The sequence below is a fragment of the Ensifer sp. ENS07 genome, from assembly GCF_014852185.1.
In the GTDB taxonomy this organism is placed as follows: Bacteria; Pseudomonadota; Alphaproteobacteria; order Rhizobiales; family Rhizobiaceae; genus Ensifer; species Ensifer adhaerens.
Window position 1 is genome coordinate 19,702 of the sequence record NZ_JACVBE010000017.1, and the last position, 19,334, is coordinate 39,035.

The 19,334-nt window shown below is 63.1% G+C and carries 24 protein-coding genes; 11 read left to right on the plus strand and 13 right to left on the minus strand.

The annotated features are described in order from the left end of the window. The first annotated feature begins 252 nt into the window (after window positions 1-252). A complete protein-coding gene (locus tag IB277_RS32820; RefSeq protein ID WP_371589992.1) occupies window positions 253-1,527 on the plus strand; it encodes an alpha/beta hydrolase in 1,275 nt (424 codons plus the stop codon). Here IB277_RS32820 and IB277_RS32825 read toward each other — a convergent pair. The 6 genes from IB277_RS32825 to IB277_RS32850 form a co-directional block, all read right to left on the minus strand. Further along, window positions 1,524-2,567: a Gfo/Idh/MocA family protein gene (locus IB277_RS32825; protein ID WP_090298331.1), complete on the minus strand. Its 1,044-nt coding sequence runs from the start codon at window positions 2,565-2,567 to the stop codon at window positions 1,524-1,526. The genes IB277_RS32820 and IB277_RS32825 overlap by 4 nt on opposite strands. A gap of 5 nt (window positions 2,568-2,572) precedes the next feature. Then, on the minus strand, window positions 2,573-3,364 hold the full coding sequence (locus IB277_RS32830; RefSeq protein WP_089045619.1) for a ThuA domain-containing protein: 792 nt from the start codon (window positions 3,362-3,364) through the stop codon (window positions 2,573-2,575). A 108-nt stretch (window positions 3,365-3,472) separates the two neighbouring features. Next, complete coding sequence (locus IB277_RS32835) at window positions 3,473-4,501, minus strand: ABC transporter ATP-binding protein (protein ID WP_090298172.1); 1,029 nt, start codon at window positions 4,499-4,501, stop codon at window positions 3,473-3,475. Between the two features lie 11 nt (window positions 4,502-4,512). Further along, window positions 4,513-5,343 carry a carbohydrate ABC transporter permease gene (locus IB277_RS32840; protein ID WP_060582429.1) on the minus strand — a complete coding sequence of 277 codons (831 nt, stop codon included), beginning with the start codon at window positions 5,341-5,343 and terminating at the stop codon, window positions 4,513-4,515. After that, complete coding sequence (locus tag IB277_RS32845) at window positions 5,343-6,326, minus strand: carbohydrate ABC transporter permease (RefSeq protein ID WP_034794007.1); 984 nt, start codon at window positions 6,324-6,326, stop codon at window positions 5,343-5,345. Before IB277_RS32845 ends, IB277_RS32840 begins: the two co-directional genes overlap by 1 nt. A gap of 116 nt (window positions 6,327-6,442) precedes the next feature. Continuing rightward, window positions 6,443-7,705 carry an ABC transporter substrate-binding protein gene (locus IB277_RS32850; protein WP_051659303.1) on the minus strand — a complete coding sequence of 421 codons (1,263 nt, stop codon included), beginning with the start codon at window positions 7,703-7,705 and terminating at the stop codon, window positions 6,443-6,445. Between the two features lie 363 nt (window positions 7,706-8,068). Between IB277_RS32850 and IB277_RS32855 the strand changes: the two genes are divergently transcribed. Then, window positions 8,069-9,088, plus strand: coding sequence for a substrate-binding domain-containing protein (locus tag IB277_RS32855; RefSeq protein WP_110819520.1), 1,020 nt, complete (start codon window positions 8,069-8,071; stop codon window positions 9,086-9,088). Window positions 9,089-9,109: 21 nt separating this feature from the next. On the opposite strand, the gene IB277_RS32860 is transcribed toward IB277_RS32855, so the two are convergent. Both IB277_RS32860 and IB277_RS32865 read right to left on the minus strand, forming a co-directional pair. Then, window positions 9,110-9,451, minus strand: coding sequence for a multidrug efflux SMR transporter (locus tag IB277_RS32860; protein ID WP_034794243.1), 342 nt, complete (start codon window positions 9,449-9,451; stop codon window positions 9,110-9,112). Window positions 9,452-9,570: 119 nt separating this feature from the next. Further along, window positions 9,571-10,131 (minus strand): TetR/AcrR family transcriptional regulator, encoded by a 561-nt coding sequence (locus tag IB277_RS32865; RefSeq protein WP_110819519.1) that lies wholly within the window; start codon window positions 10,129-10,131, stop codon window positions 9,571-9,573. Between the two features lie 141 nt (window positions 10,132-10,272). On the opposite strand from IB277_RS32865, the gene IB277_RS32870 reads away from it, so the two are divergent. Beyond that, window positions 10,273-10,665, plus strand: a complete 393-nt coding sequence (locus tag IB277_RS32870) for a group II truncated hemoglobin (RefSeq protein WP_034794012.1) — start codon at window positions 10,273-10,275, stop codon at window positions 10,663-10,665. A gap of 2 nt (window positions 10,666-10,667) precedes the next feature. Continuing rightward, the gene (locus IB277_RS32875; RefSeq protein ID WP_060582456.1) at window positions 10,668-11,036 is read left to right on the plus strand and encodes a DUF423 domain-containing protein; all 369 of its coding nucleotides are present in this window, start codon (window positions 10,668-10,670) and stop codon (window positions 11,034-11,036) included. 89 nt (window positions 11,037-11,125) lie between these two features. Here IB277_RS32875 and IB277_RS32880 read toward each other — a convergent pair whose 3' ends face one another. The 5 genes from IB277_RS32880 to IB277_RS32900 all read right to left on the minus strand — a co-directional run bounded on the left by IB277_RS32880 (window position 11,126) and on the right by IB277_RS32900 (window position 13,934). Further along, on the minus strand, window positions 11,126-11,440 hold the full coding sequence (locus tag IB277_RS32880) for an antibiotic biosynthesis monooxygenase (protein ID WP_110819518.1): 315 nt from the start codon (window positions 11,438-11,440) through the stop codon (window positions 11,126-11,128). Between the two features lie 157 nt (window positions 11,441-11,597). After that, window positions 11,598-11,867: a hypothetical protein gene (locus IB277_RS32885; protein ID WP_034794016.1), complete on the minus strand. Its 270-nt coding sequence runs from the start codon at window positions 11,865-11,867 to the stop codon at window positions 11,598-11,600. 29 nt (window positions 11,868-11,896) lie between these two features. Further along, window positions 11,897-12,310 (minus strand): DUF2325 domain-containing protein, encoded by a 414-nt coding sequence (locus IB277_RS32890; RefSeq protein WP_034794019.1) that lies wholly within the window; start codon window positions 12,308-12,310, stop codon window positions 11,897-11,899. A 202-nt stretch (window positions 12,311-12,512) separates the two neighbouring features. Further along, the gene (locus IB277_RS32895) at window positions 12,513-13,418 is read right to left on the minus strand and encodes an energy transducer TonB (RefSeq protein WP_060605125.1); all 906 of its coding nucleotides are present in this window, start codon (window positions 13,416-13,418) and stop codon (window positions 12,513-12,515) included. Window positions 13,419-13,496: 78 nt separating this feature from the next. After that, window positions 13,497-13,934 (minus strand): hypothetical protein, encoded by a 438-nt coding sequence (locus tag IB277_RS32900; RefSeq protein WP_034794025.1) that lies wholly within the window; start codon window positions 13,932-13,934, stop codon window positions 13,497-13,499. A gap of 251 nt (window positions 13,935-14,185) precedes the next feature. Between IB277_RS32900 and hemP the strand changes: the two genes are divergently transcribed. From hemP to IB277_RS32935, 7 genes are all read left to right on the plus strand, one after another. Then, the gene (gene hemP, locus IB277_RS39030) at window positions 14,186-14,323 is read left to right on the plus strand and encodes a hemin uptake protein HemP (protein ID WP_034794249.1); all 138 of its coding nucleotides are present in this window, start codon (window positions 14,186-14,188) and stop codon (window positions 14,321-14,323) included. Between the two features lie 10 nt (window positions 14,324-14,333). Then, window positions 14,334-15,395 carry a hemin-degrading factor gene (locus tag IB277_RS32910; RefSeq protein WP_162731805.1) on the plus strand — a complete coding sequence of 354 codons (1,062 nt, stop codon included), beginning with the start codon at window positions 14,334-14,336 and terminating at the stop codon, window positions 15,393-15,395. Between the two features lie 22 nt (window positions 15,396-15,417). Beyond that, window positions 15,418-16,368, plus strand: a complete 951-nt coding sequence (locus tag IB277_RS32915) for a hemin ABC transporter substrate-binding protein (protein WP_113079589.1) — start codon at window positions 15,418-15,420, stop codon at window positions 16,366-16,368. Then, complete coding sequence (locus tag IB277_RS32920; protein WP_060605132.1) at window positions 16,355-17,473, plus strand: iron ABC transporter permease; 1,119 nt, start codon at window positions 16,355-16,357, stop codon at window positions 17,471-17,473. The genes IB277_RS32915 and IB277_RS32920 overlap by 14 nt, the downstream gene beginning before the upstream one ends. Window positions 17,474-17,481: 8 nt before the next feature. Further along, on the plus strand, window positions 17,482-18,273 hold the full coding sequence (locus IB277_RS32925) for a heme ABC transporter ATP-binding protein (RefSeq protein WP_034794256.1): 792 nt from the start codon (window positions 17,482-17,484) through the stop codon (window positions 18,271-18,273). Window positions 18,274-18,449: 176 nt separating this feature from the next. Then, window positions 18,450-18,818, plus strand: coding sequence for a DUF883 family protein (locus tag IB277_RS32930; RefSeq protein ID WP_034794036.1), 369 nt, complete (start codon window positions 18,450-18,452; stop codon window positions 18,816-18,818). A 109-nt stretch (window positions 18,819-18,927) separates the two neighbouring features. Further along, on the plus strand, window positions 18,928-19,332 hold the full coding sequence (locus IB277_RS32935) for a hypothetical protein (protein WP_371813738.1): 405 nt from the start codon (window positions 18,928-18,930) through the stop codon (window positions 19,330-19,332). Window positions 19,333-19,334 lie beyond the last annotated feature (2 nt).

Sequence of the window (19,334 nt, forward strand, 5' to 3'; positions counted from 1 at the left end):
CTTTTCAATGAATATCAGGGGGTTTTACCCAGGCCTGCCTGTAGCGAAATGTTGCATGATTGCCGCATAGCCGCTGGCAAACACGGTGCCGCAGGGCTTCGAACCCCAGCCAAGGGATGAAAACACAGCGTTTCTCATGCAAGGAGAATGGCTTGGGCCCACGGATCGGGCCGACATGCTGCATGATGCGGCACAGGGAGGTTGGTGGTGCGTTCGTTTTCTCTTGCGGGCTCGGAGAGGCCCTGGGGCCGCATCGCTGCGACGCTTCTCCTGGTGGCCACCCTTGCGGCCTGCGCCGGACGCCCCGTGGGCGTGCTCGTCCCTTCGGGCACGACGGGTGGCGCCTCCAAGGTCGATCTGCTGGTCGCAACCACCCGTGCCCCCTCCACCGAGCCGGGCGTGCTTTTTAGCGGCGAACGCTCAGCCGAGCTTTCGCTGACGGAAATTGCCGTCTCCATTCCGCCGGAAAAGAACCGCAAGGTCGGCCAGGTGCAATGGCCGACGAAGCTTCCCGCCAATCCGGAGCGGGATTTCTCCACCGTCAGCGTCACGCCGCTCAATCAGGGCAACGACGTGCAGAACTGGGTGAAAGGTCATCTGCCGAAAACCCGGCGCGTACTGATCTTCGTTCACGGCTTCAACAACCGCTACGAAGACGCCGTTTATCGTTTTGCCCAGATCGTGCACGACAGCGGCACCGATGTCGCGCCCGTCATCTTCACCTGGCCCTCGCGCGCCAGCATATTCGACTACAATTACGACAAGGAAAGCACCAACTATTCGCGCGACGCGCTGGAGGAACTGCTGCGGCGTGCCTCAAGCAATCCTGCTGTCGGCGAAATCACCGTCATGGCCCATTCCATGGGGTCGTGGGTGACGGTCGAGGCACTGCGCCAGATGGCGATCCGCGACGGACGCATCGCGCCCAAGATCACCGACGTCATCCTCGCGTCGCCCGACCTCGACGTCGACGTCTTCGGCCAGCAGATCCGCGCCATGGGTACGAAGCGCCCGAAGTTCACGCTGTTCGTATCGCGCGACGACCGGGCGCTGACCTTGTCGAGGCGTATCTCCGGCAATGTCGACCGCCTCGGCCAGATTGACCCGACCGCCGAGCCCTATCGCACGCAACTGGAACAGGCCGGCATCAGCGTCATCGATCTGACAGCGCTGAAGGGCGGCGACAAGCTCAACCACGGGAAGTTCGCCGAAAGCCCCGAAGTCGTGCGCCTGCTTGGCAACCGGCTGATCGCCGGCCAGACCGTGACCGATTCCGATGTCGGTCTCGGCGAACGCATCGGCGCCGTCACGCTCGGCGCCACGCAGACGGTCGGCAATGCCGCGAGCCTGGCGGTTTCGACGCCGATCATGATCTTCGATCCCAACACCCGCAGGAACTACGACGGGCAGCTGCGGCGTCTCGGCCAATCGATGGAAAACACCGTCGGCTCGGCAGTGACCCCTTGGACACCGCCGGAAAGCGGGGGAGCCGCGAAAAGCAACACCCCCGACCGTCACTCTCGTTAGACGGGCAGCTCGCGCCGCTCGGCTTCCGTCACCGTCGCGAGGTCGAGCACTTTCTGCAGGTTCGCCGCATGGCGGAACCCGGGCTCCTCCGTCTTGCCCTTACGGACGGCGGCCACGAAGCGCTCGTAGTTCGTCGCGACGGTGCCCGCATCGACATCGCGCCAGGTCGCGGTTTCGACGTCCGCCCCGAGGCAGGCACGCAGCGTCGATCCATCGGGCGTGTGCACCACTTCGAGGGCACCCTTGTCGCCGTGTAGCCTCAGCCGGAGTTCGTTCAGATGCCCGGTCGCCCAGCGGCTGGCATGGACGACGCCCATGGCGCCGTTGCCGAACTCGGCCGTCATGACGAAGCTGTCATTGGCGTCGAGATCATACTCGCCGATGCGGTTATCAGGCGCCTTGTCGAAGGTCTTCAGCCGCGCGAAGACCCGGGCGGCGTCCGTGCCCGCGCCATAGCCGGCAAAGTCGAGAATGTGGATGCCGACATCGCCGAGCACGCCGTTCGAGCCGTGCTTCGTCGAGAGCCGCCACAGCCATTGCGATTCCGTCGCCCAGTCGCCCCAGGCCTTGGAAACGAGCCAGCTCTGCAGATAGGACGCTTCGAGGTGGCGCAGCTTGCCGACCTCGCCGGCAAGCACCATTGCGCGTGCCTTCTGCAGCGGCGCGACGTTGCGGTAGGTGAGGTTGACCATGGTCACAAGGCCGGAACGCTCGGCCGCTTCCGCCATCTCTGCCGCCTTGGCATAATTCTCGGCGAGCGGCTTTTCGCACAGCACATGCTTGCCAGCGGCAATGAGCGCCAGCGTCGTCGGGTGATGCGCCTTGTCGGGCGTCACGTTCGTCGCCGCATCGAACTTGCCCCAGGCGATCGCCTCGTCGAGCGAGGTGAAGGTCGCGGCAATGCCGTGCTTGTCGGCAAAAGCCTTGGCCCGGGCGGGATCGACATCGACAGCGCCGACCATCTCGACGCCTTCGATCTTGGCAAAGGCCTGGGCATGGCTGTTTGCCATGCCGCCGGTTCCTACAATGAGAAGACGCATGATGCTCACCTGTATCCTGCTTCGCCGGCCTGGTGCAGCCTGGGGCCGCGCTCGACGATCGGTTCCAGCGCCTTTTCGACCGGTACGTTTGGTGCGTCGTGGATCGCCGTGTAGCGGTTGTCGGCGTTGTAGGCCCACTTCACCGAATTGCGCAGCACCTTCTGGACATTGGCGTCGTGATAGGTCGGGTAGGTTTCGTGGCCGGGACGGAAATAGAAGATGTTGCCGGCACCGCGGCGCCAGGTCAGCCCCGAGCGGAACACTTCCCCGCCGGCAAACCACGAGATGAAGACGGTTTCGAGCGGCTCCGGCACCGAGAACTGCTCACCGTACATTTCCTCGTTCTCGAGCACGAAGTTCTCCTCGATGCCTTCGGCGATCGGGTGACGCGGATTGATCGCCCAGACGCGCTCACGCTCGCCTGCTTCGCGCCATTTCAGCGCGCAGGGCGTGCCCATCAGCCGCTTGAAGATCTTGGAGAAGTGGCCGGAGTGCAGCACGATCAGGCCCATGCCCTCCCAGACGCGCTTGGCAACGCGCTCGACGATCTCGTCGCTGACGGCGCCGTGGTCCTTGTGGCCCCACCAGAGAAGCACATCGGTGTTGGCAAGGCGCTCGACGCTCAGGCCATGTTCCGGCTCCTGCAGCGTCGCCGTCGTCGCCTCGATCGCAGCTTCCGTATTCAGCGCCGCCGCGATCGTGTTGTGCATCCCGTTTGGATAGATGCTGCGGACGATTTCGTTGGTCTGCTCGTGAATATTCTCGCCCCAAACAACTGTTCTGATAGGCACGGCCATTCTCCTTGCGTGTTCGCCCGTTACGGGCCTGTCGTCTTACGATAGATGGGGCCGCCAGGAATTGGCGACCCCGAAGCTCTGGGTGTCTTCAGCTTGATCGAGGTCTGGTCAGGCAGCCCCTTTCATGGGTGCGCGGCCGAGAGCCTGCCCCGATGCATCGAAGCGGTGGATGTTGCCGCCGAGCGGCGCGATGTGAATTGTCTCACCCGGCCGGTGATGCGAGGTGCCACCTTCCCGGACGATGACCGGTTCGCCAGCGCCGATATCGAGATAAATGTAGCTGTCGGACCCCAGCATTTCGGAATGCACCACCGTTCCCGACCATTGACCCCCACTCGCCTTGATCTCCAGATGCTCCGCTCGGATGCCGATCGTATGGGCATCGTAGGGCGCAGCCAGTGCGCCGGACAGAAAGTTCATCTTCGGCGAACCGATAAAGCCGGCGACGAAGACGGAGTTCGGGCTTTCATAGAGTTCGAGCGGCGTGCCGATCTGTTCGACCCGGCCATCCCGTAGCACGCAAATCCGATCGGCCAGTGTCATCGCCTCGACCTGATCGTGGGTGACATAGATCATCGTCGTCTTGTGCATGCTGCGATGCAGCTTGGCGATCTCGATGCGGGTCGCAACGCGCAGCGCCGCATCGAGATTGGAGAGCGGCTCGTCGAAGAGAAAGACCTTGGGATCACGCACGATAGCCCGGCCGATCGCCACGCGCTGGCGCTGGCCGCCGGAGAGCTGCCGCGGCAGCCGCTGCAGATAGGGCGTCAGCTGCAGCATCTCGGCTGCCGCCTCGACGCGCTTCTTGCACTGCTCCTTGTCCTTGCCGGCAAGCTGCATGCCGAAGGACATGTTCTCGAATACCGTCATATGCGGGTAAAGCGCATAGGACTGGAACACCATCGCGATGCCGCGCTTCGACGGCGTCAACTGGTTGACCACCTGGCCGTCGAAGGACAGCGTGCCCGATGAGATGTCTTCGAGCCCGGCGATCAGCCGCAGCAGCGTGGACTTGCCGCAGCCGGAGGGCCCGACAAAGACCATGAATTCGCCGGCCCGGATATCCATGCTGACGCCCTTGATCACCTCGAAGGCGCCGAAGGACTTGCGGATGTTGCGCAATTGAAGCTCTGCCATATTTTCTCCCCTTATCCTTTGACGCCACCGGCGGTGAGCCCGGAGATGATCCGCCGCTGAAAGATCAGCACGAGAACAACCAGTGGCACGGTGACGATGATCGATGCGGCCATGATGTTGCCCCACGGAATTTCGTACTGGCTGTTTCCCGAGAGCAGCGCGATCGCGACCGGCACCGTGCGCTGGCTGTCCGATGAGGTGAAGGTCAGCGCGAACAGGAACTCGTTCCAGGCGGCGATGAAGGCGAGCAGCCCCGTCGTCACCAGCGCCGGCCACATCAGCGGCATGAACACGCGGGTGATGATCACCCAGGGTGTGGCGCCATCGACGATCGCCGCTTCCTCGATCTCCACCGGCAGATCGCGCATGAAGGTGGTGAGCACCCAGACCGTGAACGGCAAGGTGAAGATCATGTAGGAAAAGATCAGCGCCAGGGGCGTGTTGAAGATGCCGACCGAGCGGATGAGTTCAAAGAGGCCGGCAAGCACCGCGATCTGCGGAAACATCGACACCGACAGGATCGTCAGAAGCAGGAGCCCGCGACCGCGGAACCGCACTCGCGCCAACGCATAGGCAGCGGTGACGGCCAGGAGCAACGACACGGCAACGACGATCGTTGCGACCAGCAGCGAATTGGCGAGATTGCGCAGGAAGCCGCTGCTGGTGACGATGCCCGCGTAGTTGTCGAAGGAGATCTCGGTCGGCCAATAGTCGACCCGGAACAGCGCCGTCCCGGATTTAAAGCTCGTCAGCACCGCATAGTAGAACGGGAAGACGGCCATGACGATGATGGCGGCAACGAGGGCGTAGAACGCCGTGCGCTTGGCAAGGGTGGCAACCATCAGCGCTCTCCTTCGAGATTGACGCGGCCGAACCACATGTAGGCGACGGTGATCGCCGCGATGATCAGGAACAGCATCGTCGAGGCCGCGGCGCCATAGGCGAACTTGTCGAAGTCGAACAGGTTTTCGCGCGCGAGCACCGACATCGTCTTGGTCTTCGCGTTGTTGGGCGTCAGCACATAGATGAGATCGAAGATGCGCAGCGCATCGAGCATGCGGAAGATCACCGCCACCATCAGCGCCGGCCGGATCAAGGGCAACGTCAACCGCCAGAAGACCTTGAGCGGATGCACGCCATCGATCTTGGCCGCCTCATAGATATCCGACGGTACCATCTGCAGGCCGGCCAGCATCAGGAGCGCCATGAACGGCGTCGTCTTCCAGACGTCGACGATCAAAACGGCGACCATCGCGGTCTCCGGATTGGCGGTCCAGGCGACCTTCTGGCTGATGAGGCCGAGGCCGAGCAAAAGATCGTTCAGGATGCCGAACTGGTCGTTGAGCATCCAGGCCCACATCTTGGCGGACACGATCGTCGGGATCGCCCAGGGAATCAGGATTGCGGCGCGCACCAGCCCGCGGCCCGGGAAATTCGCATTCAGGACCAGCGCGACGATCAGGCCGAGCACCGTCTCGATGGTGACGGAAACGGCCGAGAACTTCAGCGTGTTCCAGACGGCGTTCCACCAGGCCGGATCGGCAAGCAGGCCGTTATAGACGGTGCGCCCGCTCTTCAGCGTGATCCAGGAAAGGTAGTTCTTGAAGCCGACGAACTCGGCGCCTTCGAGGTTGGTCAGCGACGCATTGGTGAAGCTGAAATAGACTGTGCGAATGAGCGGCCAGCCGGCGACGAGTGCCAGCACCAGAAGCGTCGGTGCGAGAAAGATCCAGGCGGAGCGGATGCGCTCGGCGTTGAGATCGGAGCGGATCCGGGCCTGCTGCCCAAGGGCGGAAGGCGGGTCTGCGACGGAAATGTCGGTCATGTCTGTACTCACCCTTGCCATTCGGCGCACGGCCGAGCGGTTGATCGGAGAGAAAAGGCGGTGGCTCGGTGGAGCGAAGGGAGGCTTGACAAGCACTCCCCTCGCCCCCGGGAGGATCACCAGTTGTCGCCCTTCATCTCGGTGAGTTCGACTTCGAGCAGTTCAAGATTTTCCGCTGCCGTGCCGTTGCCGGAAAGCGAGTTGTGCACCGCGTTCCAGAACTTGGCGGAAACCTCGTTGTATTTGACCTTGGTGACGGCCGACGGGCGCGGCACCGCGCTTTCGAAGATCGGTTTCCAGGCCGGCATGAACGGCTGGGCCTTGGCGACCTCCGCATCGTCGTAGAGTGCGGCAACCGTCGGCAGGTTCGAAAGCTCGATCGCCCGGCGCTTCTGCACCTCGGCGGACGACAGGAACTTGGCGAGCGCAATCGCCGCCTCCTGGTCGTCGGAATATTTGGAGACGGCGACGTTCCAGCCGCCGAGCGTCGAAGACGGCTGGTCACCATCGGTGGCCGTCGGCAGCGGCGCGACGGCAAACTTGCCCTTCACCGCGCTGTCATCGCCATTGCCGAGCGCATAGGCATAGGGCCAGTTGCGCATGAAGACGGAATTGCCGGTCTGCCAGACCCCGCGCGATTCCTCCTCCTGATAGGCAAGCACGCCCTGCGGCGAGATCGTGCCGACCCATCCCTTGATCCGGTCGATTGCGGCGGCCGCCTTCTCGTTGTTGATCGAGATCGTGCCGTCGGGCTCGACGATCTGGCCCCCGCCCGACGACTTGACCCATTCGAGTGCGTTGCAGGTCAGGCCCTCATAGGCATTGCCCTGGAAGACATAGCCCCAGAGATCGGCTTGGCCGGCGGCCCGCTCCTTCTCCTGGATTTCCTTGGCGGTCGCAGCCAGCTCGTCCCAGGTCTTCGGCGGCGTCTTGCCGTATTTTTCGAGCAGGTCCTTGCGATAGAACAGTGCCGGTGCATCGGTGAAAACCGGCAAGGCCACGAGGCGACCGTTCACCGTCTGCGAAGCGATGATCGACGGGAAGTGCTGGCCAACAACGTCCTTTGCCGCCTCCGTCAGATCGACGAACTGGTCGGCCAGTTGCGGCGCCCAGACGACATCGGTCTGGTAGACGTCGACATCCTTGTTTCCGGCGGCAAGCCACAGCCGGTACTGGCTGAACTGCTCGCTGCTCGATGGCGGCATGGTGACCAGGCTCACCTTGTGCCCGGTCTGCTTCTCGAAAATGTCCAGCTGTTCGCGAATGAAATGGACGTTCTTCCCGGTCGTGTTGGCGGCGAGCGAAAGCTCGGCGGCGCCAGCCGTCCCGGCTGCAACGATTGCGGCACAAAAACTCAGCACATTGAGCGTGGTTGTCATTGGGTCGACTCCTCCTGTTCCCCCTCCACCGCACGAAAGCTCCTCGGCAAATTCGAAAGCGGTTTGGATAAGAAAAAGTTGGCAGAAGACGGAAAAACTGTCAATCCACACACTTAGAAAAGTCCATTTGGCGTGGATTATTACAAATAATCTTTGTTTTTCAAACAAATAGCAATAGGAGAGAAAAATCGACCGCCCCTCACAGAACCCCATAAAATCAAAGGGGAACTGTATTATTTTAAAACGGTTTGGTAAAATCCGTACCCGGCCTGTAGAACCTGGCGTCCCCGACAAACCGATTGTTACGGGCAGCGAAGATGTATATTTCTGGGACCGGGCTAGGCTTGAGGAAACGCATTTCGAATGAAGCTGAGGGAGTTCGCACAACAACTGGGGCTTTCGCCGACGACGGTCAGCCGGGCGCTGAGCGGTTATCCCGAAGTCAGCGAAAAGACGCGCAAGCGCGTGGCCGAAGAGGCAACCCGCCTTGGCTATCGTCCGAACATCAATGCGGTGCGGCTCGCCACCGGTCGGGCCGGCGCGATCGGCGTGGTCATGGGCCGCTCCGGCGAGTTCCATTTTTCCGAGTTCATGGGTGGCCTGGCCGAACGGCTCGGCACCGAGGATATCGACATTCTCGTCAGCCCAATGGACGACAAGAACCCCACGGGCGAAATCCAGCTCTATAGCCGGCTCGCCGTCAGCGGCCGCGTCGACGCCGTGATCGTACACTCGCCCGAACCGAACGACGAGCGCATCGCCCTCCTCCACAAGCTCGGCATGCCCTTCCTCGTGCACGGGCGCTCCGATATCGACGTGCCGCACGCCTGGCTCGACATCGACAACGAAGGCGCGATCCGCCGCGCGACCTCGCATCTCATCGATCTCGGCCATCGCCGCATCGCCATGATCAACGGCCGGCAAGGCCGCACTTTCTCGCTTCACCGCGACAAGGGGTACCGCGACGCGCTGCAGGCGCGCGGCATCGCCTTCGATCCGCGCCTCGTCGCCCATGGCAACTTTACCGACGAACTCGGCTTCCGCTTCGCGCGCTCGTTCCTGGAGCAGACGCCCCGCCCGACCGCCTTCGTTGCCGGCTCGATGATGACAGCGCTCGGCATCTACCGGGCAGCACGGTCCATGGGCATGGAGATCGGCCGCGAGGTCTCGGTCATCGCCCATGACGACGTGTTCCCTTACCTAACGGCGGACAACATGGTGCCGTCGCTTTCGGCGACACGCTCTTCGATGCGTGCGGCGGGCGCGCGCTCGGCCGACCTCGTGCTGCAGCTTCTCTCAGGCCGGCCGACCGAAGAGGTTCACGAACTCTGGCCGGTGGAACTAATCCTCAGGGAATCGACCGCGCCACCGCAGGGCGCTTGAGGACAGGCGCTGCCGACCGCTTCAGTGGAAGGTCGACTTGGAAAAGAGATTGAGGACCACCACGCCTGCTATGATCAGCCCCAGTCCGAGGATCGCCGCCAGATCGAGCTTCTGCCCGAAGGCGAAGTAACCGACGAGCGAAATGAGCACGATGCCGAGCCCGCTCCACACCGCATAGGCGATGCCGACGGGGATGAAGCGCAGCGTATAGGACAGGAAGAAGAAGGCGATCGCATAGCAGACCACCATCATCACCGTCGGCCCCAGCCGGGTGAAATGCTGCGCGGCCTGCATCGCCGAGGTGCCGAGCACTTCGAAGACGATCGCGGCAACCAGGACGGTATAGAGCATGGCGGGGTTCATCGGGGACTCCATTCCGGACCAGAGCAGTTCCAGGAAAAGTGCAAAGCGGTTTCCGTCCGGACCTGCGTGATTTCAAAGACTTAGATCATTTCAGTGTTTCGATGAAACGATGAAGTGATCTATTGCGCCGAAAGCGCCTTGAGATTTTCAACGAGACCGGCTCGCGCGCCGGCATCGAGATCGTGGCTCTGCATCAGATCCGCGAGCCACAACCCGTCACAGGCAAAGCGGGCAAGCACGCAGCCGGCCGAACTGTCCGTTTCCGCGAACTCCACTGAACGCCGGCTGACCCAGTCGCGCCAGCGGCTCTTCAGATGCGGCTCGGCAATGAGCGCGATCGTCAGCATGCGCCAGCCCGGCACGTCGGTGGCCGGATCGAGCGCAAAGCAGACGTCGATATAGGCGCGGGTAAAGCGCCCCTTCGCCACCGGATCGCGCGCCATCGCCGCCTCGATCTCGCGATCGAACCGTGTCACCAAGTCGTCGAACAGCCCGTCGAGCAGCGCGAGCTTGTTCGGGAAATGGTGCAGCAGCCCGCCCTTGCTGACCCCGGCTGCCTGCGACACGGCATCGAGCGTGATGCCAGCCACGCCCTGCTCGTGCGAAAGGCGTGCGGCAACCTCCAGCAATTGCTGGCGCACCTGTTCCGGCTGTTTCTTGCGACGATGGGCTTCGGTCATGCATCCATAAAGATACCGTCTGGACGGTTTGTCAAGAGAAGTGTTGTTTGACCGCGATGAAACGCCGCAAATTCGCGTTCTGAAAACCGTTGTCCGCCCGGTCGCGGCGCGCTAGGACCGAACGAACGAAGGACGCAGAGCATGGCGGAACCGGAAACCACGACCCTCTACGAAGCCATCGGCGGCGACCCGACGGTCCGCGCCCTGACGCGCCGTTTCTATGAGCTGATGGACACGTTGCCGGAAGCGGCGCGCTGCCGTGCCGTGCATCCGCCCGATCTTTCCGGAAGCGAAGAGAAGTTTTACGAGTACCTGACCGGCTGGCTCGGCGGGCCGCCCATCTATGTCGAAAAGCGCGGCCATCCGATGCTGCGCCGTCGCCATTTCGTCGCCGAGATCGGGCCCGAGGAACGGGACGAGTGGCTGCTTTGCTTTACCCGCGCGCTTGAGGAAACGATCGACCATCCCAAGCTCCGGCAGATCATTCTCGACCCGATCACCCGCCTCGCCCTTCACATGCAGAACAAGGAATGACCATGTCGCACAGCGGATTTCGCGCCACGACGCTATTTGTTGCCGGTTTGATGGGCCTGACCGGCGTCGTCAGCGCGGCCGCCGCTTCGCATGGCGATGACCCGAGGCTGCTTGCCGGCATTTCGGCGATGTGCCTCGCCCACGCCCCGGCATTGGTGGCGCTCTACGCCGCCTGGCCGCACTTTCGAACGGCGGCCGTTGCCGCGCTCCTGATCGCGGTTGGCACCGCGCTGTTTTCGGCCGATCTCGCCATGCGCCATGTTACAGGCCACGGCCTCTTCCCGATGTCCGCTCCGCTCGGCGGCACGACGATTATGGCGGGGTGGCTCGCCGTTTCGCTCGGCGCCTTCCTGCCGAAGAAGACGGCCTGACCCCAAAAACAATTCGCCTCCCGGAGAGGTCCATCCGGGAGGCGAATAACACGCAAAATCAGGATCATATGTCCGCGCCGGCGCGCGGATCAGGCGCCTTCAACGGCCGAAAAACCCTCGAACTTCGGCGGACCGAGATACATCGCCCTGTTCTCGCCGGCGTTCTTGTGGGCCGCGCGAAAATTCTCCGACTTGGTCCAGGCTGAAAACGAATCCTTGTCCTTCCAGACCGAGTTCGAGACGAAGAGCGTGTAGCCCTCCTCCGGCACGCTGTCGCCGCGCAGCAGGTGGAAGGAAACGAAGCCGGGCATCTCCGACAGGCTGGAATCGCGCTCCTTCCACACCGCTTCGAAAGCCTCTTCGTGGCCGATGGCGATACGAAAACGGTTCATGGCAACAAACATCTTGGTCTCCTAGGTCCTTTCACCGATACGGCAAAACGATCCAACTCTTTGAATGGACGCAACCCCGCACGGAAAACCGCTTCGCACTTTTCCTGGAATTGCTTCCTAGCTTACGCATTTCCGGACGGAAAACCGCTTCGCACTTTTCCTGGAATTGCTAGGCACTTTCCTTCTTGAGGGCGGCATCGCTTGTGGCCCGTGGAAAGGCGAGGATAGTTCCTTCCTTCGGCTCCGCAAGCCCGAACGGGTCGCGCACCGGCGGGCGCGCCTGCCAGGTGGGGAACTCGGCGACATTGGTATTCTCTTCCACCATGCGCGCCCGTCGCGTCAGGATCTCGTAGAGCTCGGGCACCAGGCCGTCGCCCTGCTGGGCCGCCAGCTTGTGCAAGCCGATCATCATGGCGAGGTCGGGACGTTCTTCGTTCATTGCAAATTCTCGTCTTGTCTTTCAGAGGATTACCGCTCGTTGCGGCTGGTGGTCAGGTCCTGGAGCGCGCGTTCCAGGCTCGACTTCGAGCCGTTGCGCAGCGGCACGAAGGCCTTGCCCCACTTCTTGCAGCCGGTCTTCACGCGAAGACATGCGTCATGGCTGATGCAGTCGATCGGGCAGAAGACGCAGTCGACAGACGGCAGCACGCGGTCGATACGCGAAACGGCCTCACGCAGGCCACCGTCGTGGTGCAGCAACTCGGCGCCGAAGGAGCTGGCGATTTCGCGCAAGTGCGCCACCTGGCAATCACGGCCACCGACATAAAGGAAGCTGCGCCCTTCGAGCGTCGCCTTGCCGGCCTCCTGGCGGGCCTCGACCGGTTCCGAACCCGAGCGACCCTTGCCGTTCTTCGCCGCATTCTGGTGACGCTTGCCGCGCATGCAATCTTCTCCGTCTGGTCGCGCAACAAGGGCCTTTGTCAGGCAGCCGGTCGCATCGGGATATCCTCTCGACACACACCCTTCGGCTGCGTGACGAGGGCAACCTATTAAACTTGATAAACAGAGTAAAGTATAAACATGAGTTTTCTAATCATATTTTTTCTTGCAGCTTCTGCGCGAATCCCCCAGCAAGGGGAGAAGGTCAGCGGACGGTCGCAACCATCGGCACGATGAAGGATTCGGAGCTTGGCGCTCCGGCCGGAAACGCCGGGAATGGCGCAGCGCGGCGAACCGCATCAATGGCGGCCTCGTCGATCGCCGGCGAGCCGGAACTGCCCGCGAGGCTGACACGCGTCAGGTTTCCATTCGACGTCAAGGTGAAACGAACGGTCGCCGTGCCGGATACGCCGTCGCGTCTTGCAGCCGACGGAACCTTGAACCGGCGTGTGATCCGCTTGCGGATCTTGCCGCCATAATTCTCCATGTTGGCGTTGCCGACCTCGGACGCGCGGCTGTTGCCATTCGCAGCGGACGAACTGCCATTCTCCTGGCCGTCCTGCTTGCCCTTGACCTGATTTTGCGCCTGCTCGCCCTGATCGCCCGCCTTCTTGCGGGTGACCTTCTTCTTTTTCACCGGCTCCTTCTTCGGCTCCGGCTTTTCGACCTTTTCCTTCTTCGGCTCCTCGGGCTTTTCTTCCGGCACGACAGTCTCGACCGGCGCGACGCTCGCCGTCACCACAGCCTCGGCGACTTGCAGGGTAGGCATTTCCTCCGCCGGCAAGATCACGTCTGCCTCCGTCGCCGTCAGGTCGTGGGGTTGCTCTGCAGCGATCTCCTGCGTGGGGGCAACATCCTCGACCGGCTGGATCTCGGCGGGCTGAACCTCCTCGGGCAGATCTTCCGTGGGCTCGACGATTTCGGACACTTCACCCGACTGAAGCGTTTCCTCGAATGCATCGCCGAGAAGCGCCACTTCGACGCTTTCGCCACCCTGGATCAGATCCAGTTGCGTCTCGGGCGGGTTGCTACCAAACAGCGTCGCGAGCACGACGCCGTGTGTTGCAAGCGATAAGACGGCGGCCCCGCTCCAGATGACGATACGCTTCATTTCAGCCTTACCTTCGTCGCACCAGGGCGACGCAAACCTCATGCTCGGATAGCCGGACGCGCTAAGCCCCAGTCCCGCTCACCCCTTGAGTTCGACCGCCGACTTAGAGCCGGTCTTGATCCCGCTCATGCAGGCGCCCGGCTGAACCCCGTCGCCGACACAGGCCGGCGCGTCGTTGATCAGCAGGCTCTTCACCGCATCGCAGTTGGTGCCGGGCAGATCGAACTGGCGAACCTTGGTCTTGCCGGCGGGAAGGTCGCGGAAATCGAGCACGGCCATGCGTTCGACCAGCCCCTTCTGGTCGAAAATGACGAACTCGAAGGAAACCTTGCTCAACGACTGCGCGAATTCGTTGCCGGCAACGAAGGTGAGCTTGCAGCCCTTCTGGGACGGCGCCACCTCGTTGAGCTCGATCGTCAGCCCCCCAGCCGCTGCGGTCTCCTGCGCCTTGGCAGCGGTTGCGGCAACGAGAGCCGCAAGAGCAACGGAAACAATCGGAAGGCTGGGAAACTTCATGACGACACCACTCCAAAGGATCGAGCACACCACCGAACGCCGGCCGCACGCCCTTGTCCACAAGCCGGCAGCAACTAACTTGAGTTTATAAGTCCGGTATTGCGTCCATAAATAAATATGAGTAATGAAGTCAAGATAGTAATCGAATTGCACGGCGGGAAATGCGGGGAAATCAGCGCGGCCTGCCCACTCGAAACGGCCGAAACACAGTGACCAACGACAACAATCTCGCACGCCCCTCGGAGCCTCCGGTGCTGACCGGACGGGCGCAACGGATCATCGAAAGTCGCGAGCTCTTCGGCACCGAAAACGAGATTCTCATTTCCCACGACGGCGCGATCTACCGCATGAAGATCACCCGCCAAGGCAAGCTGATCCTGAACAAATAGGCAGATGAAAATGACCGAGAGCCTTCGCCCCACTCCCGTTGAAATCCGCGCCTACCGCGCCGAAAACCCGAAGTTGCGCGAGCGTGATATCGCAGCCCAGCTCGGCGTTTCCGAAGCCGCGCTGGTCGCTGCCGAATGTGGGCTGACCGCCGTGCGCATCGATGCCGACGCCAACCGCTTCCTGTCGCGGGTCGAAGAGCTCGGTGAAGTCATGGCGCTGACCCGCAACGAAAGCGCCGTCCACGAAAAGATCGGCGTCTACGAGAAGATCACCACCGGCGAGATGGCGAGCATCGTGCTTGGCGAACAGATCGACCTTCGTGTTTTCCCGAGCGCCTGGGCACACGCCTTCGCCGTGACGAAGACGGACGACAAGGGCGAAGTCCGCAAGAGCCTGCAGTTCTTCGACAAGTGGGGCAACGCCGTGCACAAGGTACATCTGCGCGCCGCATCGAACGACGCGGCCTATGAAAAGCTCGTCGCGGATTTCCGCCTCGACGATCAGACGCAAGAGTTTGTCGCCGACACCAGCGTTCAGCCGACCGACGACAAGCCGGAAACCGTCGTGGACGTCGTCGAGCTGCGTGAGCGCTGGACGAAGATGACGGACACCCATCAGTTCCACGGCATGTTGCGCAAGCTGAAGATCGGCCGCCGCCAGGCGCTGAGCAACATCGGCGACGATTTCGCCTGGCAGCTCGACCCGCAGAGCGTCGAAGCGATGATGCAGGCAAGCGCCGAAGTCGAACTGCCGATCATGTGCTTCGTCGGCAACCGCGGCATGATCCAGATCCATTCCGGCCCGATCGCCAAGATCGCCACGATGGGCCCCTGGCTCAACGTCATGGATCCGACCTTCCACCTGCATCTGCGCACCGACCACATTGCCGAGCTCTGGGCCGTGCGCAAGCCGACAGCCGACGGCCATGTCACCTCGATCGAGGCGCTCGACGCCAAGGGCGAAATGATCATCCAGTTCTTCGGCAAGCGCAAAGAGGGCCTTGCGGAACGTCCCGAATGGCGCTCGATCGCCGAAGGCCTGCCGCGCCTCGATACGACGGTTGCCGCCTGAGCGAGAGAATAGGATACGCAAGATGATCAACGGTCTCGACTTCCGTCGCCTTCGCCGCTCGGGGCTGGCGCTCGGCGCCTTCGCCCTTTCGGCGACCTTCCTGCTGCCGGCAGTGGCACCCGATGCCCCCGCCTTCATCCGGACGGCCATGGCCGAGGACACGCAGAAGGCCGACGTCTCGCGCGTCGTTTCGGTCGGCGGCGCCGTCACCGAGATCATCTATGCGCTCGGCGAAGAAGGCCGTCTCGTCGGGCGTGATTCCACCAGCACCTATCCGGAAGCAGCAAAGACGCTTCCGGATGTCGGCTATATGCGCCAGCTCGCGCCCGAAGGCATCATTGCGGTCAATCCGAGCGCCATCGTCGCTGTCGAAGGCAGCGGCCCGCCGGAGGCGCTGGCGGTGCTGAAGGAGGCCAACATCGCCTTCACCAGCGTGCCCGAGACCTTCGACAAGGCCGGCATTCCCGCCAAGATCCGCGCCGTTGGCGCTTTTCTCGGCGTCGAGGACAAGGCTGAAACGCTCGCCAAGAGCGTCGAAGCCGACCTCGATGCAGCCGTGGCGGAGGGTGCCGCGCGCGCCGACAGTGAGCGCAAGCGCGTGCTGTTCATCCTGAGCACCCAGGGCGGCAAGGTCATGGCCTCCGGTCAGGGTACCGCCGCCAACGGCATCATCGAACTCGCCGGCGCGGTGAACGCCGTCGGCACCTTCCCCGGTTACAAGGCACTCACCGACGAAGCGATCGTCGAAGCCAAGCCCGACGTCATCCTGATGATGGATCGCGGTGGCGAACACGCCGCCAAGGCGGAAGAGCTCTTCGCCATGCCGGCATTGAGCCTGACCCCTGCTGCCCAGAACAAGGCGCTGGTGCGCATGGACGGCCTGCACCTGCTCGGCTTCGGCCCGCGCACAGCAAGCGCCGTTCGCGAACTGAATGCCGCCATCTACGGGAAGAAGGCCAATGCCTCGCAGTGAGGCATTGGGCCGCGGCATGCGCCTGACCGGATTGGCCGCCGACATCCGCAACGAATGGCGTGCGGGCAACCGCTCGCGGCTGGCCCGGCTTCTCGTCGTCGCCCTCGTGGTAATCGCCATCGCCACCTTCGTCGGCTCGATCATGACCGGCGCGGCCGACGCGTCGCTCGCCAATGTCTGGCGCTGGCTGATCGGCGAGGCCGACCAGGCCCTGAGCATCCGCGACCGCATCATCATTCTCGATATCCGGCTCCCTCGCGCCGTGCTCGGCATGCTCGTTGGCGCGTCGCTTGCAGTTTCCGGCGTGGTCATGCAGGGGCTCTTCCGCAATCCCCTGGCCGATCCCGGCCTCGTCGGCGTTTCCTCGGGCGCGAGTCTTGGCGCCGTGCTGCTGATCGTGCTTGGAACCGCCGCCTTCGGGCCGCTGTTTGCCCTGTTCGGTTTCTACGCGCTGCCGGTCGCTGCCTTCTTCGGCGGCCTCGTCACGACGCTTTTGCTCTACCGCATTGCCACGCGCGGCGGGCAGACCTCGATCGCCACCCTGCTTCTGGCCGGCATCGCGCTTGGCGCGCTGACCGGCGCCGTCACGGGCGTGCTCGTCTTCATGGCCGACGACAAGCAATTGCGCGACCTCACCTTCTGGGGCCTCGGCTCACTTGCCGGCGCCAACTGGACGAAGATCCTGGCCTCGGCGCCGATCATTCTGCTTTCGCTCGCCGTCACCCCTTTTCTCGCCCGCGGCCTCAATGCGATCACGCTCGGCGAGGCGGCAGCCTTCCACATGGGCATTCCGGTCCAGCGGCTGAAGAACGTCGCGATCGTCAGCGTTGCTGCGGCGACCGGCGCGTCGGTTGCCGTCAGCGGCGGCATCGGCTTCGTCGGCATCGTCGTGCCGCATCTGCTGCGCCTCGTCATCGGTCCCGATCACCGCTACCTGCTGCCGGCCTCGGCTCTGCTCGGCGGCACGCTGTTGATCCTTGCCGACATGATCGCCCGCACCATCGTTTCCCCGGCGGAACTGCCGATCGGCATCGTCACCGCTTTTATCGGCGCACCGTTCTTCCTCTGGATCCTGCTGCGCGGCCGTTCGAACATGGGATTGTGAGCGAAGCCATGATCAACGTTTCCAATCTCTCCGTCCGCCTCGGCGGGCGACCGGTCATCCATGGCGTTTCGCTCGAGGCCCGACCCGGCGCGCTGACGGCGATCGTCGGCCCGAACGGCTGCGGCAAGACCACGACGCTGAAGGCCATTTCCGGAGAGCTTGCACCAGCAGGCGGGACGATCCGCATCAACGGCCGCGACCTGCGCGGCCTGAAGCCCTGGGAACTCGCGTCGATGCGCGGCGTGCTGCCGCAATCGACCGTCATCTCCTTCCCGTTCACGGTGCGAGAAGTGGTTCGGCTCGGGCTTGCCGCCGGCGCAAACGCCGACGCCGCCCTGCACGACCGGATCGCGGCAGAAGCGCTCGAAGCGGTCGATCTCGGCGGCTTTGCCGGGCGTTTCTATCAGGAACTGTCCGGCGGCGAGCAGCAGCGCGTGCAGCTTGCCCGCGTGCTTTGCCAGATCTCAGAACCCGTTACCGATGGCCAACCGCGTTACCTTCTGCTCGACGAGCCCGTCTCCAGCCTCGATATCCGCCACCAGCTGGGCATCATGCAGCTCGCGCGCAACTTTTGCGAACGCGGCGGCGGTGTGGTCGCCGTCATGCACGACCTCAATCTCACCGCCATGTTCGCCGACCATATGGTGATGATGAAGGCCGGCAAGGTCCGCGCCAGCGGCGCGCCGGCCGAGGTACTGACGGACGAGACGATGGAAGCGGTCTTCGGCTGCCGCATGCGGGTGGGCGTGGCTCCGCCAGCGCCGGTGCCCTTCGTGCTGCCGCAAACCGCATCGCTCTGACGCAAGCGCACGTCCGGATTCTTCCGAGAGCCAACACCAAGATTTATCGAAACAATTTCCGCACTTGCGCGTTGTTCTCCCGAAGCGCCGGCGTAGGCCTGCAGTTGTGCCCGCCGGTTTGATCAGGAAGCGCCGACCGTTCGCGGCCGGCGCATGTGTGAAAGGGAGTATTCGTCATGGCGTCAGGCCTCTTCTCCGGTTCGAGCTCGCGTTCGACAAAAAGCAACGGCAAGCTCGCCGACATCTCCATCGAGGAACAACTGGGCGAATTGCGCAATGATGTGGCGACGCTTGTCGCCCTCTTGGCCGATCGCGGATCGACGGCTTCGCAGCAGGCGCGCAGCAAGGCACAGGATGCCCGCGAACAGGCTGAAGCGGGCCTCAGCGAACTGTTGGCAAGCGGTGAAGATCTGCTGGCCGAGCTCCGTGATCGCTACGCCGGCACGGAAAAGCAGGTTCGGCACGCCGTGCGCGAACATCCTGTCGCAACCCTCGGCGCCGCCGCCCTGATCGGTCTGGCCATAGCCGCGCTTCTTCGTCGCTGAAGAAGATGCAAGCCGGTGAGGCGGATGGGTTGCGCCCATCCGCTGAGATCGAGGGGAAGATGATCGGGGGCAATTCATGGGACCATTGACGGCAGCCCTGACCGCGCTCATGAGCGCCGATATCGGCGCGGCCACTGCGCGCGTGAAACGCAATGCGATCTTATGGGGCATTATAGGATTGCTGCTTGCCACGGCCTATGTCTTCGGCCTCGCAGCCGCGTTCCTGTATCTCAGCGCACTTTACAGTCCGGTCACAGCCTCCGCCGCGATCGCGATCGCGTTTTTCGTGACCGCGCTGGTGCTGTTCGGCATCATTGCGATGCTGCAAGGACGCGACCGCCGCCTGGCCGAGGAGCGTCGCCGCCGCCGACAAGTGCAGACCAATCTGACACTGCTTGCCGCGGCGGGCATCCTGCGCAAACAGCCGCTGCTTGCGGTCGCCACCGCTCTGGCGATCGGGGCACTCGTGGGAACTGGCAAACGGCGCGAGCGGCGACGGACGACTGACGCTTAAGC